The organism is Haliea sp. E1-2-M8 (genome assembly GCF_030649675.1).
Taxonomy (GTDB): domain Bacteria; phylum Pseudomonadota; class Gammaproteobacteria; order Pseudomonadales; family Halieaceae; genus Haliea.
In genome coordinates, this window is the sequence record NZ_JAUTDR010000038.1 from 12030 (window position 1) to 28069 (window position 16040).

12 protein-coding genes are annotated in these 16040 nt (G+C 52.5%); 6 read left to right on the top strand and 6 right to left on the bottom strand.

The genetic code is table 11. The annotated features are described in order from the left end of the window. Positions 1–81: 81 nt before the first annotated feature. From Q6D67_RS20180 to Q6D67_RS20205, 6 genes are all read right to left on the bottom strand, one after another. Positions 82–1278: an acyl-CoA dehydrogenase family protein gene (locus Q6D67_RS20180; protein WP_304707488.1), complete on the bottom strand. Its 1197-nt coding sequence runs from the start codon at positions 1276–1278 to the stop codon at positions 82–84. Positions 1279–1296: 18 nt separating this feature from the next. Continuing rightward, on the bottom strand, positions 1297–2439 hold the full coding sequence (locus tag Q6D67_RS20185) for a thiolase family protein (protein WP_304707489.1): 1143 nt from the start codon (positions 2437–2439) through the stop codon (positions 1297–1299). A 53-nt stretch (positions 2440–2492) separates the two neighbouring features. After that, complete coding sequence (locus Q6D67_RS20190) at positions 2493–2921, bottom strand: Zn-ribbon domain-containing OB-fold protein (protein WP_304707490.1); 429 nt, start codon at positions 2919–2921, stop codon at positions 2493–2495. 66 nt (positions 2922–2987) lie between these two features. Continuing rightward, complete coding sequence (locus Q6D67_RS20195) at positions 2988–4148, bottom strand: MaoC family dehydratase N-terminal domain-containing protein (RefSeq protein ID WP_304707491.1); 1161 nt, start codon at positions 4146–4148, stop codon at positions 2988–2990. Between the two features lie 265 nt (positions 4149–4413). Next, positions 4414–5595 (bottom strand): CaiB/BaiF CoA-transferase family protein, encoded by a 1182-nt coding sequence (locus tag Q6D67_RS20200; RefSeq protein WP_304707493.1) that lies wholly within the window; start codon positions 5593–5595, stop codon positions 4414–4416. 78 nt (positions 5596–5673) lie between these two features. Next, positions 5674–7215 (bottom strand): acyl-CoA synthetase, encoded by a 1542-nt coding sequence (locus Q6D67_RS20205; RefSeq protein WP_304707495.1) that lies wholly within the window; start codon positions 7213–7215, stop codon positions 5674–5676. Positions 7216–7616: 401 nt separating this feature from the next. Here Q6D67_RS20205 and Q6D67_RS20210 point away from each other — a divergent pair, with 401 nt between their 5' ends. The 6 genes from Q6D67_RS20210 to Q6D67_RS20235 all read left to right on the top strand — a co-directional run bounded on the left by Q6D67_RS20210 (position 7617) and on the right by Q6D67_RS20235 (position 15888). Then, positions 7617–9869 carry a TonB-dependent receptor gene (locus Q6D67_RS20210; RefSeq protein ID WP_304707497.1) on the top strand — a complete coding sequence of 751 codons (2253 nt, stop codon included), beginning with the start codon at positions 7617–7619 and terminating at the stop codon, positions 9867–9869. Positions 9870–9902: 33 nt separating this feature from the next. Then, positions 9903–10787: an SDR family oxidoreductase gene (locus Q6D67_RS20215; RefSeq protein ID WP_304707499.1), complete on the top strand. Its 885-nt coding sequence runs from the start codon at positions 9903–9905 to the stop codon at positions 10785–10787. Positions 10788–10856: 69 nt separating this feature from the next. Further along, positions 10857–11738: a MaoC/PaaZ C-terminal domain-containing protein gene (locus Q6D67_RS20220; protein WP_304707500.1), complete on the top strand. Its 882-nt coding sequence runs from the start codon at positions 10857–10859 to the stop codon at positions 11736–11738. A 79-nt stretch (positions 11739–11817) separates the two neighbouring features. Next, a complete protein-coding gene (locus Q6D67_RS20225) occupies positions 11818–13149 on the top strand; it encodes an MFS transporter (protein ID WP_304707501.1) in 1332 nt (443 codons plus the stop codon). 90 nt (positions 13150–13239) lie between these two features. Beyond that, positions 13240–14271 (top strand): LLM class F420-dependent oxidoreductase, encoded by a 1032-nt coding sequence (locus tag Q6D67_RS20230; protein WP_304707502.1) that lies wholly within the window; start codon positions 13240–13242, stop codon positions 14269–14271. Between the two features lie 48 nt (positions 14272–14319). Beyond that, positions 14320–15888: an AMP-binding protein gene (locus tag Q6D67_RS20235; protein WP_304707504.1), complete on the top strand. Its 1569-nt coding sequence runs from the start codon at positions 14320–14322 to the stop codon at positions 15886–15888. The last annotated feature ends 152 nt before the right edge of the window (positions 15889–16040 follow it).

The following is a 16040-nucleotide window of genomic DNA, read 5'->3' on the forward strand; positions in this document are numbered from 1 at the left end:
TCTGAAACGACAACCCGACAGGTACGCTCTCACCCTCTTGACCGGCGTAAACTGCTATCAATCATTGATAATTGACACTCATCATCTTGCTGATAATACTGGGGGGGCAAAGGAGTTCGGCAAGCCAAGTAGTCGCCTCGCGATAATGGTTTTCGCGGTATCGACACCGCCCGCGGCTATTCGCCCGTGACCTGCCATCAGATATTCCTCCATGATATAACCCTGCAGGGCAGCATAGGGTGAGCCTTTTGCCAAACATCCGTAGGGACCAAGAATGTTTTCTGCGAGGCTGCATGTCTCATCGTGCATCATGGCCCCCCATGCCTTGTTCATACTGGCTTCTACTGAAGGAACGCGTTCCGCCGCGATGCACATGCACAATCTCTCCAGCATATTGCCCACTTCTACACGGGAGGCCAGCCTTGCCATTTGGCTCCGGGATACTGGGTCGTCTGTTAAAGGTCTTTCGCCGGCGAAGTCGACCTCTTTGAAGTACTCCAATATTTTGTGGAACCTTCTATTGTGCTGCGCAGCAGCGATTATGGCGAAGCGTTCGTAGTCGATCGCCTGCATCATGTAGTAGAAGCCCTGATTCAATTCGCCGACGATACGCGAATTCGGAACCTTTACACGATCAAAAAAGACTTGATTTGTTCGTTCTGCTGTCGTCGTTCCTACGCAATACATTGGGGCAATTGAAATTCCTGGAGAGTTGGCGTCAACAATGATGAGGCTGAGATTTTTGTGCTTCGGAAGTTCGTGCGACGTTTTTACGACCATCCAATACCAATCGCAGAAATGCGCTGAGGTAATGTAGTGTTTCATTCCGTTCACTTCTAAATGATCGCCCTTGTTCTCTGCAAAAGTGGAAATATTGCCCAGGTCAGTTCCCGCGCTGGGCTCTGAATAGGTTAGAGCCCATTGACCTTCGTTATTAAATATTTTGGGAAGGAAATCAAGCTTTAGCGATTCGCTGCCGACGTGGAGTATCGTTCTGGCTATAGTACCTACATTTTTGCCTACGATTGGAGCGTTGAATCGATCAAGCTCGACGTTGAGTATGTATTGGGCAAATGGAGTGGTACTCGGCGTTCCCCCATACTTCTCTGGGAATCCTTGGCCCAACCAACCTTTAGCGGCCATTTTTGATACGAACTCAATGCGCGCTGGTGTGTCGACTAGCCAGCTCCCTCGGACCTCTTCCGTAACATGCTCCTCAAGAAACGCGACCACCTCACTACGATAAGCCTTTTCTGCCTCACTCCATTCGAAATTCATAGTTTTGGATCCTTCGCACTAGTTTGCACGTTCGAGTATATGCACGCCACAGCATGTGCCTAGACCAATGACGTGAGCGAGACCGTACCTGGCGTTTTTTACTTGTCGTTCGCCCGCTTCGTCGCGCAGATGTGTGCAGATTTCGTAGATATTGGCGATACCAGTTGCGCCAATGGGGTGACCTTTTGATAGCAAGCCTCCCGAGACATTGACAGGTATTCTCCCGCCCAGTGCAGTTTCACCCGAGTCAATCAATCTGCCTGCGTCGCCATCCTTGCATAGACCAAGGTTTTCATAATGAACGAGTTCGGCTGTGGCAAAGCAATCATGCAGTTCTACAAGATCGAGGTCACCAGCGGTGATACCCGCCATACCATAGGCTTTTTTTGCAGCGATTCTGGTACATGAATTAATGTCAGGCAACGTAGGATTTCTGAGCTGATAGGGGTCAGTTGCCAACGCAGATGCCGCTATACGTACTACTCGTTTCATACCGAGCTCTTTAGCCTTCTTTTCCGAGACCAGAACTGCCGCTGCGGCACCGTCTACATTCACTGAGCACATCATCTTTGTGTTTGGGTAGGCGATCATTTCGGCATTCATGACCTCCTCCAAAGGCGTCTCTTTCTGATACATCGCCTTTGGATTCATTGTCGAATGCTTGTGGTTCTTCACCGCTACCTTGGCAAATTGCTCAAAGGTAGTGCCATGGCTGCGGGTATGCTCGAGACCAATTGCAGCGAAAGTGGCAGGCATTGATCCGGAACCAAGCAGTCCTTCTTTTGATATTCCTCTCTCGCCGCCGGCGCTTCCGAGCAAGCCTTTTCCCATTTGCTCAACACCCACGGCAACCACAATGTCGCAAGCACCTGCCTTCACGGCCATCCAGGCTTCGCGAAATGCCGTTGCACCGGTAGCACACGCGTTCGAAACATTGATCACCGGTATTCCGGTCTGGCCGATCTCCTGAAGTATACGCTGTCCTACCATGGCGTTTGCCTGATACGCATTGCCGCAATATAGTGATTCGATATCGCGCATCGTCAGACCGGCATCATCAAGCGCCAAGAGAACCGCCTCTGCGCCGAGTTGGGGGACCGTTTTATCTGGGTACCGACCAAATTTAATCATATCAATGCCGAGCACATACACTTCATTCATTGGCAAATCTCCAAGCCGTTGTAGGGTAGGGCTGATGGTGAAAATAAAAAGACCTAGGCAGGAGCAAAGAAATAGCTCAGATAGCTGTTTCCTTTGCGATCCTTTCGCCCAAGTGCTTCGTCAAAAATGATGTTCACCGGCATACCGAAGCGGATCGCATCGGGTGTTGCTTCAACATCAATCAGATTTCCTTTCAGTGCGCCACCACCATCCAGATCAACATAGGCTGATATAAATGGCACCTCTATACCTGGAAAGGACCTGCAAACAATGGAGTAGGTGTAGAGTTTACCCGTACACCCCAGCTTGTATGGTCGTAGTGAGTTGGGTGACAGACATTGGGCGCAATGGGTTTGAGGCTTTGTATAAACGGCTTCGCATTCGTCACAACGCGCTCCTTCGAGGTAAGGTTGACCGTCTTTAGGGATCTTGAGAAAACCGACAACAGGCAGTAAGTTCTCCGAGCTTTTTACGTCATTCATGGTCAGGTCCCTGTTGGCATTAACTGGACAAGTTGGCTAGTGACGAAGATTGTGCAGGCTGAGTTATCAACGTGGAGCGACCACAACCGCAGTCGCGACTGTCGTCAACTCATCACGTTGATTTGTCATTTTCAGATTAAGCTCGATGCAACGTCGTCCCTCCTCGTCTATAAACTTATTGCTAACGGAGCCGCTACACCAGGAGGCATCACCAATAATATTCAGGCCCAGCAACTTTCCCTCGAATTTCAACAGGTGTCCGTTATCGCCCATCCAGTCGGTCACGCCGTGCATCATCCATCCAAATCGTTGACCACCGTAGTCATAGGCGTCGGGAAAGCCACATTCTCGAGCCCAGTCCGCATCCCAGTGTGCTCGCTGGGGGAAGTCCGGGATGCGCATGTATCGATCCGGAGCGTTGGCGCGCGGGTGATCCCGGATGTAGCGGTGGGCTATCTCGGAAGCCATGATGAACGGGCCACCCCAGCCACTAGTGAAAGCGATCGTCTCAGTGACGCTTAAGGGGCCTTTAACAACCGTGCCGATTTCATCGCCGATAACAACCTTGTCCCAAACGAGATCGTCTGCACCTCGACGAGTGTGGTCTTCCCTGTAGACGTCATCGGCGAGTCTGGCCAGAGCTTCGTCAGTCCAGACCTGGCGTTCCACTGACTTGCCTTTATTGCCTTTTTTAGCAGCTACGGCGCGGCCGAAGTGCATATATGCGACATCGTAGCTCGCAAGGAGAGTCTCATTGTGATCCCTGAACAAGTAGCGAGTCACCAGTTCTACACAACGATCGCCACCGAATTTACTAGGGCGTACATTCGCCTCGATAGCCTGCTTGGTAGTGTGGACAGGAGTATTGCGCGGTACGGGTTGCGGCCACATCCAGCGATCCCATGCCCAGATCGCGTGTAGCCCTGGCAGTCCCTCTCCGCGCGTTGGTTCACTACGGAAGCCGTTCGGCCCCTGATTGCAACTGTAATAGAAGGAGGGCGGGGTCAGGGTAGTGCCGTAGCCTGTCTGGCTGCCGTAATCAGGCTCACTCCAGAGTGGGTTGTCGTCCCCGATGCCCCAAGCCCAGTGACGTACGCTGTCCAGCGATGTTTCGCAGTGCCACTGTCGCTTTACGGGAGTTTCAGTTGACTCCGCTACGGTCTTCTGCAGGCCGGCTATTATCTCATCAGTCAATTCAATCTCTGTATTGAGTTCAACATTCGACATAAGTTGTCTTCCTTTATAATGAGCTATAGTTCAGTAATGAATTGTAAGTCATTAAAATAGACTCAACAAGACTTCTTTGCTAAATCTCACAACATAAGTCGGTAAGGGTGCTGGCTGAGCCGAGCTGAGCCAGGATTCGTGAAATACGAATAAGGAAAGTTCGCGTTACCCGGACCATTGAAGAGTGGTGAGTGAGCAGAAGGAGCAAAAAAAGTAAGCGTATTTGGAGCTGTGAGAAACTTTAGGTTTCTAGGCCGGCCGAGCCCTATCGTACAATATCGCTTGCGAATAGATCGCAAATCTCGTCTTCCGAGAATCCGAATTGAGCCAGTATCTCCTTGCTATGCTCGCCGAGCCTGGGGGCGAAGCCCTGGATTTTGGCAGGGGTTGCCGAAAACCTGGCCGCCGGACGGGACTGTCGTATCTTGCCAATGATCGGGTGATCAAGCACTTCAATCAGCTCATTGACAATAATCTGCTCGTCGTCCGGCACCTCGGCGCAAGTAATTACGCGGCCGCAGGGTACACCATTGCGGTCTAATAGCTCGAGCCAGTGTCGCGATGACTTTGTTAGTATGATTGGAGAGAGGAGTTCAGATAGTGTGCGGGTGTTGGTTGTGCGTCCAGCCGGAGTATTCAAGCGCTCATGCTGCAACCAGTCCTCGCGGCCAACTGCCTGGCACAGGCCCTGCCACTCGGATTCTGAAACCGCAGCGGCGGTAATGTACCCATCAGCAGTTTTAAAGATAAGATCGTTCCCCCTGTAGGGCGCTCTCGGCTCGCGAGCCTCCCTGTCGACCATCATGTTGCCGACCATGGCACTGGGCCAGGTCAGTGAGATCAACGCATCGATCATTGCGACCGTGACGTGCTGGCCCTCGCCGGTTTTTTCGCGCGACAGCAGGGCTGCCGTAATCGATTGCGAGGCAGTAATCGCCGCCACCACATCTGCTAGCGTTGCCTGAATCATTTGTGGGGGGCCATCGGGGCCCCCTTGCACAAAATTGATGCCCGACAAGCCCTGCACAATAGGGTCGTAAACGCGTCTGTTGACATATGGACCCTTGCTACCGAAGCCGGAGATGGAACAATAGACAATAGCCGGATTGATTGCTCGAAGGACGTCGTAACCGAGGCCCATACGCTCAATTGCGCCCGGGCGAAAATTTTGCACGACCACATCGACATCCTGCACCATACGCTTGATGATACCGATCCCAGCGTCCGTTTTGAGGTCGATGGCGATCGCTTTCTTGCCCCTGTTGCTGGATACGAAGAGAGTAGTGAGACCATCCTGGCTGCTTTGCGTATGACGAATCACGTCGCCCGTGAATGCCTCAACCTTTATGACCTCCGCGCCCTGATCACAAAGCGATGTTGTAGCCAGCGGTCCTGACAACACTGCGGAGAGGTCGAGAATCCTGAAGCCTGAGAGTGGGCCGGTCATGCTGAAGAGCCCTTCACTGAGCTTATCGCCTTGTTAATCTTCATCTTTCTGAGCCTCTATCAACTTTGCCGCGTATATCTATTGTCTTGTCCAGTATTTTGCCCTGAGAGCTGCGACGGATATTTTCCCCGTGGGCAACCGCGGCAATTGATCGACAAAGTCAATGCTACGAGGACATTTGAAGTGTGCCAGCCGCTCTCTGGCATAGGTGATGAGTTCCTGCTCCATGGCGCCAGTTGCACTGGCCGGTGACTCCAGCTGTACGATGGCCTTTACCTCCTCACCCATTTCCTCGTTGGGAACTCCAAAAACTACTACGTCCGCGACTTGGGGGTGTTGGATAAGCGCGTCCTCTGACTCTCTGGGGTAGATGTTCACGCCACCGGAGATGATCATGAAATCGGCCCTGTCTTTCAGGAAAAGGTATCCTTCATCATCGAGGTAGCCCATATCGCCGATCGCGATCCAGGTCTCGTGCGTGGGATGTCGCGACTTGTGAGTCTTGTCAGAATCCTTGTGATACTTAAAAGACACCCTTTTTGCAACTTCGAAATAGATTAGGCCTACTTCCCCAGGCGGCAGCTCCGCGCCGTTCTCATCGCAAATGTGTATTGTGGCACCTACCGGGGTGCCCACGGTGCCCGGCCTTTTCAGCCATTCTTCTGACGTCACAAGAGTAGAGCCAACGCCTTCGGTGGCACCGTAGAACTCATAGAGTATTGGCCCCCACCAGTCGATCATGTCGTGCTTGACAGAAACGGGGCAAGGCGCTGAGCCGTGCACGGCGACTTTATGTGAGCTAAGGTTATATTGCTGTCGCTCCGCTTCACTGAGTTTAAGCAGTCGAGTGAACATTGTGGGCACCCACTGGCTGTGCGTTACGCCAAAGTCCTCGATAGCCTTCAGCGCCTTTGCAGCCTCGAACCTGGGCATCATCACCACAGTTGCTCCCATACGCTGACTCTGGACCGAGAATAGCATGGGACCCGAATGATAGTTGGGAGCAGTATTAAGATAAATCGTCGAATTATCCCAATGCCAATGACTCGAGAACGGCTTCAAACCCCTTTCCGGGAAGTCCGCCACGCTGCGCTCAGGCAACCTTCGCTTGATACCCTTCGGTTTGCCTGTGGAGCCTGAGCTGTACAGCATGGTGGCTCCTTCCGGCTCGGCGTCAAGGGTGCACGGCGGGTAATGGTCCAAAGACTCTTGGTAGCTGGCGTAGCCGGGCAATTCCCCGTCTACTATTAACCGAACTGGACAGTTGTCGAGTTTGGACGGTAAGCCGTCAGCCGCCTCTCTTAAATAAAACGAAGTGATAAGCGCTTTGGATTGACTGTCATTGACGATATAAGCGGCTTCATCGGTAGTGAGATAGCGGTTTACAGTTGTGATGTACAACCCGGACCTAAGGGCCGCCCAGATTACTTCGTAGTAACGCAGGTTATTTTCCATGAAGATCGATATGTGGTCTCCGCTGCGCAGACCCTCGTAGTGCAGTAGTTGCGCAAGCTGATTTGAGCGATTATTCAACTCTTCGTAGCTAACTGTCTCTCCCGTAAACGAGTTGATCGCAGCTGCTTTGGTCGGGTGTATCTTCGCCCAGTAGCCTGGATACATATATGCTCTCCGTTATCCTGCGATGCCATAGTCGACTCTATATACCGCTGATTCAATCGTCCATGATTCGGGTAAATCGTTCTCTTAAAAATGAATGGTAGGTCAAAAATGACGCATGAGTCAATATATGTGGTCGATGCGGGCATGTCCGTGCGGATTGTGTTCTGGTTTTGCCTTCTCCCGGGGATTTTCAAAAAATACTTGCCGACACCATAAATTTAGTTATACTTCATTACTGAGTGCTGAGTCATAAAACGGATCATAGTTCAGCATTGTGAAGGCAGATCTTGTGGAAGGCGCAGTGATTAAGGAACAAGGTGCCTACTAGTATCTAGTATAGGGAACGCAGGTCTCATGCTCTAAGGCAGCAGTCATATCTATAACAACAAAGGTAAATACCTATGTTTACAAGCCCGGAAAGTTTCCGTCTATCACGCCAGCCGCTGGCGCAAGCCGTAGTCCTCGCAGCATTGGTGCTAGCCGACACCACTATACTCGCAAATCCTGTCCAGGCTCAGGCGGGCACTTCCCGAGGGGCGTCGGCTATTCTGGAGGAGATTGTCATTAGAGCCCGTAAACGGGCCGAGAATTCTCAGGATGTGCCCATTGCCATCAGTGCGTTCAACAGTCAGCAGCTTGATGCGCTGAAAGTTCGCGACCTTTCAAGTCTCTCATTTAGCATGCCCAACGTGGCCCTGGATGATCAAGGTACAACTCGCGGAGTAGCAAACTTTTCCATTCGTGGTGTGGGTATCACGAGCTCCATTGTCTCAATTGATCCCTCGGTTGGCGTGTTTATTGACGGCGTCTACCTCGGTGTGAACAACGGGATTGTTTTCGATACCTTCGACCTAGAAAGCATTGAAGTATTGCGCGGCCCGCAGGGTATTCTATTCGGTCGCAATGTGACCGGCGGTGCGGTCCTAATGAACACGAAGAAACCGCGGAATCAATTTGAGGCTTCGATCAGAACAACCTATGAAAAAAGCAAGCACGGCGGTTATAACACCTACCTGATGGGTAGTGTCGGTGGCCCTGTAACCGACAACCTGGCGCTCAAGCTGACAGCTTATCGCAACGATGATGAGGGTGGGCTGGAGAACAAGTTTGATGGCGAGAATCACGGTGCCATCGAGCAGAACATGATACGCCCTGTGGCTGTGTGGACCCCTACAGAAGCTCTGGAGTTGATAGTCCGTTATGAGTATGCAGATTCCGATGCCGACGGTCCATCGGGACAGTCGCATACAAACTCTCTTGGCATTAGTGGTAGTCCTGTAAACCACGATCCCGATAGCTTTGACTTTTCGATTAATGAACCAGGCCGTCAGGAGATGGAAAGCAAGCGCTTTACCTTTGAGATGAATTGGCGTGTGGGGGAGACTGGCACCATAACCAATATTTTTGGTTACCGAGATCTCGATTTGGTTGATCGTGTGGATATCGATTCTCAACCCTTGTCCCGTTTCCACGCTACGGTCTCGACTACTGCCGAGCAGTACAGCAATGAGTTACGCTACAACGCGCGGATTGCCAATCGCAGCAATGTCACCACAGGGGTCTACTATTTCACTAACGAAGTCGTTGTGCATGAAAGTCGCGAGATCTTCGGCGGTGTCGTGACAAACGATGGTGGTGGCGAATACGAGGTGGACACCTGGGCAGTTTTTGGGGCCGTTGACTACGACCTGACCGAAAAGCTGGTACTGAACGCAGGTATGCGTTACACGCAGGAAGAAAAATCGGTTGGAGTGGCCTCGCTGACGCTCAATAGGAACAGCCCTTGCTTCGTGCTGGCCGGCACCTGTGTTCTTGATTTCCTCGATGACGATGATTGGGATAGTTTTTCTCCGAAGATCGGCGTCACCTACAACATGAATGACAAAACCATGCTCTATGCGCATTGGACGCAGGGTTTCAGATCCGGTGGTTACAACCTTCGGAACTCTGCAAGTGATGCACAAATCAATGGTCCAGGGCCTTTTGATCAGGAAAAAGTCACCAATTATGAGGCCGGCTTCAAGATGCAATTCCCGCGTGGTCGTCTCAATGGAGCGCTCTTTTTTATTGAGGGTGAAGACATGCAGCGCGCTGTCATCCAGTTGGATCCCGGGGCAGCGAGTGGTCTTGCAACAGTCATCAAGAATGCGGGGGACACGGAGACAGCAGGTTTTGAGCTCGATGGCGTAGTCAGCCTTACCGAGCGCCTGCTACTTTCGGCTAGTGTCGGATACATAGACGCTGAATATAGCAAGGTGTCGTTTGATATTACCGGCGATGGACTGATCGACGGCGCCGACAAGGCTCTCTCGATTCCGCGGGCCGCGGAGTGGACCTATACCTTCGGCCTCAATCACGATCTGCCGATTGGAAACTGGTTAATGTCGTCGCGGATAAGTTATAACCATCGTGACGATTCCTTTGGTTCAGACGACAACCTCAGTCTGCTCCCTGAGCAGGACGTGGTAAATGCCGGTATCGACTTCTACTCAAACGACGGTCGCTGGGCGGTTGGGCTATATGGCAGAAACCTCACGGATGAAGTGTATTGGGGTGGTGAAACGCTGCTACCGACCTCCCTCGGAGGTGGAACTTTTGCCCCGCTCTCCAAAGGAGCGCGCTATGGGGTCGAGGTGACCTACAACTTCCAATAAAAACCGACCTGAGGAGTGAGAAGGATGTCCGAGATGAGATTTGACAACCGGGTTGTAGTAGTGACCGGTGCTGGCAATGGCGTAGGTAGGGCGCACGCGCTTGCATTTGCCTCCCGAGGCGCAAAGGTTATCGTAAATGACTTGGGAGGCAGCGCCAGCGGAAAAGGCAGCGACACGAGTGCGGCCGATAATGTTGTCGCGGAAATAACCGCGTTGGGAGGAGAGGCTATCGCCAACCATGATTCTGTCACAGAGGGTGAAAAGGTAATCAAGTCGGCGCTTGAAGCCTACGGCAGAATAGATGTGCTGGTAAATAATGCCGGTATCCTGCGAGACACGGCATTCCACAAAATGACTGATGAAAACTGGAAGATTATCTACGACGTCCACGTAATGGGTGCGTATTCACCCACCAGAGCCGCATGGAACCTGATGCGTGAACAGGAATACGGCCGTATCATATTTACCACATCCGCCTCGGGAATCTATGGGAATTTTGGGCAAACCAATTACAGCGCTGCCAAGCTGGGAATTTATGGCTTCGCGCAGTCGCTGGCGATAGAAGGTAGAAAGAAAAATATCTTCGTCAATACGATTGCTCCTATGGCGGTGTCTCGATTGACCCAAAACCTGATGTCCGAATCCATGAGCGAAATGATAAGACCGGAACTTGTCTCGCCTTTGGTTCTAAAGCTGTGTCATGAAAGCTCTGTAGAAAACGGTGGCCTGTATGAAGCTGGTGCGGGATGGTTTGCGAAGCTCCGCTGGGAAAGAGCCAAGGGCGGAAGGTTAGGTATCAATCAGGATATCAGTGTTGATAATCTGGAGGAAATCTGGGATCAGGTTGTCGACTTCAGCCAATCAGAACATCCACGATCAACGGCCGAGGCGGGCAAAACCCCCTTGCGGATATCGTAGTAATCCAAAGAGATCCGACTGGATCGACTTCGGTTGACCAATGATTAGTTTAAGACAGGATACTAGAACGTGGCCATTACGCGACATGAGGTTGAGGAAATACTGGCTCTGGATTGGGAGGAGCTGCCGGGACTCTATAGCAGCAAAGATACGCAGCTTTATGCCATCTCAATCGGCATGGGCAGGGACCCGCTGGACTCGAAGGAACTGAGCTACGTTTGTGAAACAGTTGGCAGCAATGTAATGCCGACTGCCGCATCGGTATTGGGTACGCCCAGCATTCGAGCAAGGCGCAATGCCATGGCGCAGCTGATGAAAAAAATGAACCTGATCATGATGCTGCATGGTGAGCAACGTCTCGAGATCCATCAACCACTCCCCTCAAATGCGAAAACCCTACTCTCATCCGGGGTAACCGGTGTGTATGATAAGGGCAAAAATAAAGGTGCTCTGGTGACCTTCGCGACAAAGGCCAGACTGGATGACGGTTCGGAGCTTTTTACTAGTAGCTCTACTTTGTTTTTCCGTGCAGATGGCGGCTTTGGGGGTACCTCCGAGGGCGCGCCGGTAGCGCATGAGCTGCCGCGTCGCGCTCCAGACGCGGTGTGCGAAATGCCGGGACGCAACGACCAGGCGCTGATCTATGCTCTTAACGGCGATAGAAACCCCCTGCATAGAGACCCCACGGTGGCAAAAAAGGCCGGATTCGACAAGCCCATTCTACATGGGTTATGTAGCTATGGAATTGCCTGTCACGCCGTCTTGAAGACGCTGTTGGACTACGACCAGCAGTCGATCAAGGGTTTCGATGTTCGTTTCTCAGCGCCGGCATTTCCCGGTGAAACACAGGTCGTAGAGATGTGGAGGGACGGGAACCTTATCTCATTTCGCAGTACCTTGAAGGAGCGTAATACTGTTTGTATCGACAACGGTCGTTGCTTGCTGGCCTAGAACCTAGCTGAACGAGTCCCTCGGACGAGAGAAAACTACGGATCGGAGTTTGGAGGCCAGGCTATGCGTTGTGAGTACCATGAAGAAGGTCACTTCTTCAGGAATGCGTCACCGGAACAGTGCATCCCCTATTTGGCAGAGAATATCAGTCATGACTAGAGGCTTCCGCTTCTGGAGCACGGTAATGGTGGTGATCTGCTTCGTGCTCGGTGTCGTCGTCTATGGTGGCGGACGCTACTCGTTTGGCATCTTTATGCGTCCCCTGTCGGAGTCCATGGGGTGGACCCGCACCCAGATCTCATTAGCCGTGACCATTAACCTGATTTGCTACGGCATCTCGTCTCCGATAGTTGGCTGGCTGTTGGACACCATAGGCGCCCGCAAGGTAATGATCACCGGTGCCACTCTAATGACCGTTTCCCTTTGCGGAATGTATTTCGTAAATAGTCTGTGGATGTTCTATTTCTTGTTTGGTGTGGTGTCCGCCTTCGGTGCCAACGGCATTGGGCGTATCGCTTCCGCCAGCATTATGGCCAACTGGTTTGTAAGGCGGCGGGGCCTGATGATGGGTGTTACAGCTCTCTCCATTGGACTGGGCACCGCCATCATGGCCCCATTGGTACGCCTGTTTCTCGATCTCTTTGGCTGGCGGCTTGCCTTTCTTGCTATCGGCGTCATGTTGGCAGTTTTGGTCCTGTTGCCTATTGTCCTTCTCGTGAAAGGCCAGGGGCGTCCAGAGGACCGGGGCTTTAGTCCGGACGACGCTTCCTTTGTCTCGGCGCCGCCCTATAACGTATCTGCCACAGGTGTGATGGACGCCGGTGACTGGAGAATGCGGGAAGCGCTTGGATCGGTTACCTTCTGGGGTATTTCCCTCGCTATCGGCATCAGCTACATGGCAGACTATTTGGTTCTCCTGCACGGACCAGCGGATTTCGAGGATCGAGGATACTCCGGTGCCACCGCAGCCATGGTGTTATCCATGGCGTCCTTGACCAGTTGTATCGGCAGGCTGGGTTTTGGCTGGCTGGCAGACAACGCCAACCAGCAGTTGACACTGGTGCTAATGTTTGCCGTGCAGGCGATAGCCACACCACTCATTATAATCGACGGTGGCCTAACGGCCCTGTATGCCTTCGCCTTCATATGGGGAATCGGCTACGGGGGTGCCGCTTCCCTTGCACCCGCCGTCATCGCCGACTATTTTGGACGTTACAATTTTAGCTCCATCTATGGCTGGACCACCATGGTTGCTGTTTTTTTCGGCGCCGCGGGGGGCGTCATTGGTGGCCTAATCTATGACTCTTTGGGCAATTATCTCTGGGCCTGGGGTCTCTGTGGTCTGCTCTGGCTGCTGGCCGTTGGCATAGTGTTGTTGTTTGGGGGCAAACCAATTGCGCGAAAAGTGTAAACACCGCCAGAGGGCGCTTGAGTCGGGCCATGGATTGCCGCTCAAGAACGAAATACCTCAGAGAGGCGCGTTTTGATTCAGGAGAAATAGATGAAGCTGGGTTTGATGCTGGGATATTCAGGTGCACGAATGAAACTTCCAGTTGAACTGGTGCAGCGCGCGGAGGCATTAGGTTTTGACTCTGTCTGGACAGCTGAAGCCTATGGTTCCGATGCGATAACTCCGCTGGCCTACCTGGCCGCGGTGACCAGGCGCATTCGTCTGGGGACTTCGATAATGCAATTGGCCGGCCGCTCACCGACCATGGCGGCCATGCAGTCGGCCACGATAGATGAGTTGGCTGGTGGCGATCGGTTTGTGGCGGGATTGGGCGTTAGTGGCCCTCAGATTGTCGAAGGTTGGTATGGTCAGCCCTGGGGCAAACCCTATTGGCGATTACGGGATTACGTATCAATTATGCGCAAGACATTCTTGCGCGAAGAACCCCTGTCACATCAAGGCCGGGAAATTTCCTTGCCATACACAGGTGAAGGCTCGTTGGGGGTTGGTAAGCCACTCAAGTCCATTCTACACATGAACCCCAATATTCCAATCTGGCTGGGAACGGGTTCAGAAGCCAACGTCAAACTGACAGCTGAGATCGCTGACGGCTGGTTCCCCTTGACATTCGTTCCCGGCATGATGGATTTTTATCGGCCTTGGCTCGAAGCGGGTTTTTCTCGCGCAGGTGGGGGCAAGTCTTTCAAAGATTTCGAAATTCAGGCTAGTGTAGTTGTCACTGTCACGGATGATGTCGCATCAGCCTTGCAGCGGATGAAGCCCGGCATTGCGCTTTATGTGGGTGGAATGGGACACGAGAATAAGAATTTCCATAAAGATATGATGATAAGGCGCGGATATGCGGACTCTGCGACAAGAATTCAGGAATTATTCCTCGCTGGACGCAAAGAGGAAGCAACCGCTGCGGTGCCAGACGAGTACTTGGACGAAGGGGCTCTCGTAGGTCCGGCAGAGCGAATTCGAGCGCGTTTCAGAGCATGGGAAGGGTCCGGCATTACTGGCCTGACACTGGTCTGCAATAGCGAGGATGCTTTGGAGATCATGGCAGATGTCGCCCGGTAGCCAGGTGCTCGCACCGCCATAAGTCTAAAACGGACGAGGTAAAACCCTATGTACCCAGGTCACTACGCCGCTATAACTCCTGACAAACCGGCGGTCATCAACGCCGCCTCGAGCGAAGCAATTACCTACGCGCAGCTCAATCACCGTTCAAACCAGCTGGCACAGTTGTTCTGGAGTCGCGGCATGCGTCGGGGCGATCATGTTGCGATATTGATGGAGAATCACCTGTACTATTTTGTCGTGGCTTGGGCGGCATTCCGATCGGGGATGTACCTGACCACCGTCAATAGGCATCTCAGGCCCTCCGAGGCTGCTTATATCGTAAACGATAGCGGTGCCGATGTACTGGTTTCGTCTCGTAGACTGGAGAGTGTAGCGACAGAGATCCCACCATTGTCCCCAAACTGCGCTACGCTACTTATGGTCGGCGGGCCTACTGATTCGGGTTCACCGTTTGAAGATTACGATACCGCCGTTTCGGCGTTTACCGGAGAGCCGCTGATGGAAGAACCCGCCGGCGAATTCATGCCTTACAGTTCCGGAACGACCGGCCGACCTAAAGGCATTATCAAGCCTCTGCGGGACGAGACTGCTGCTGCTGGCACATTGCTGGCAAAGGCGCTCAAGGGAGTTTTCGGATTTGACGAGCACTCGATCTACCTGTCTCCCGCGCCCCTTTATCACTCGGCGCCTATCGGTTTCAGCATAGCTGCCCAGTCCTTGGGCGGAACAGTGATCATGATGGAGCGTTTTGACGCACTTGAAGCGTTGCGCGCCATCGACAGGTATGGCGTAACCCATAGTCAATGGGTGCCGACAATGTTTTCTCGACTCCTCAAGTTGCGGGAGGAGGAGCGTACAGCGTTCGCGCTTTCCACACACAAAATCGCGATCCACTCGGCCGCACCCTGTCCTCTGAAAGTCAAACAGCAGATGATTGAATGGTGGGGCCCCATCGTGCATGAGTACTACGCTGGTAGTGACACAGACGGTATGACCTATATAGGTCCGGGCGAATGGTTGGCTCATCCGGGCAGCGTGGGTCGACCGACCGCTGGTGGAATACATATCTGCAACGAGTATGGTGAAGAGCTGCCCGCGGGAGAGACGGGAATCATCTACTTCGAATCATCAAGGAACACGGCAGTCAACTATCACAATGACACAGAAAAATCAGCGAAGGCACGCCACCCTGACCACCCCACGTGGATGGCGCCGGGAGATATCGGCCATGTAGATAGTGAAGGTTATTTGTATCTAACGGATCGCGCATCCTTCATGATCATCTCGGGTGGTGTAAACATCTACCCTCAGGAGATAGAGGACGAGCTGATAATGCATCCCTCTGTGGACGACGTAGCCGTTATCGGTGTCCCGAGCGAGGAGTTCGGCGAAGATGTAAAAGCGATTATCCAGTTGGTTGAGGGTGTCGAGGCAAGCTCCGCATTAGTCGAGGATCTTAACAATTTTGCGAGGGAACACCTTGCGCACTACAAGTGCCCACGCTCCTACGACTTTGAGGCGTCCCTTCCGCGCCTGCCGACGGGAAAGCTTTACAAGCGTGAACTCAAAGCGCGTTACTGGAACGAAGGGGGCTCTTCGATTATCCAGGGGTGACACCGAACAACGTCTGTTTGGTTGACTCAATCACTCCAGAATATGTGCAGGAATTCATAATTTTCAATTATTAGGCGCCCCCACTAGTGTCCGGTTAAAAGTTGAATAAATTCAGTTGGTTGCCGTGGGCATCCAGTTCGGTTATGTCGCCA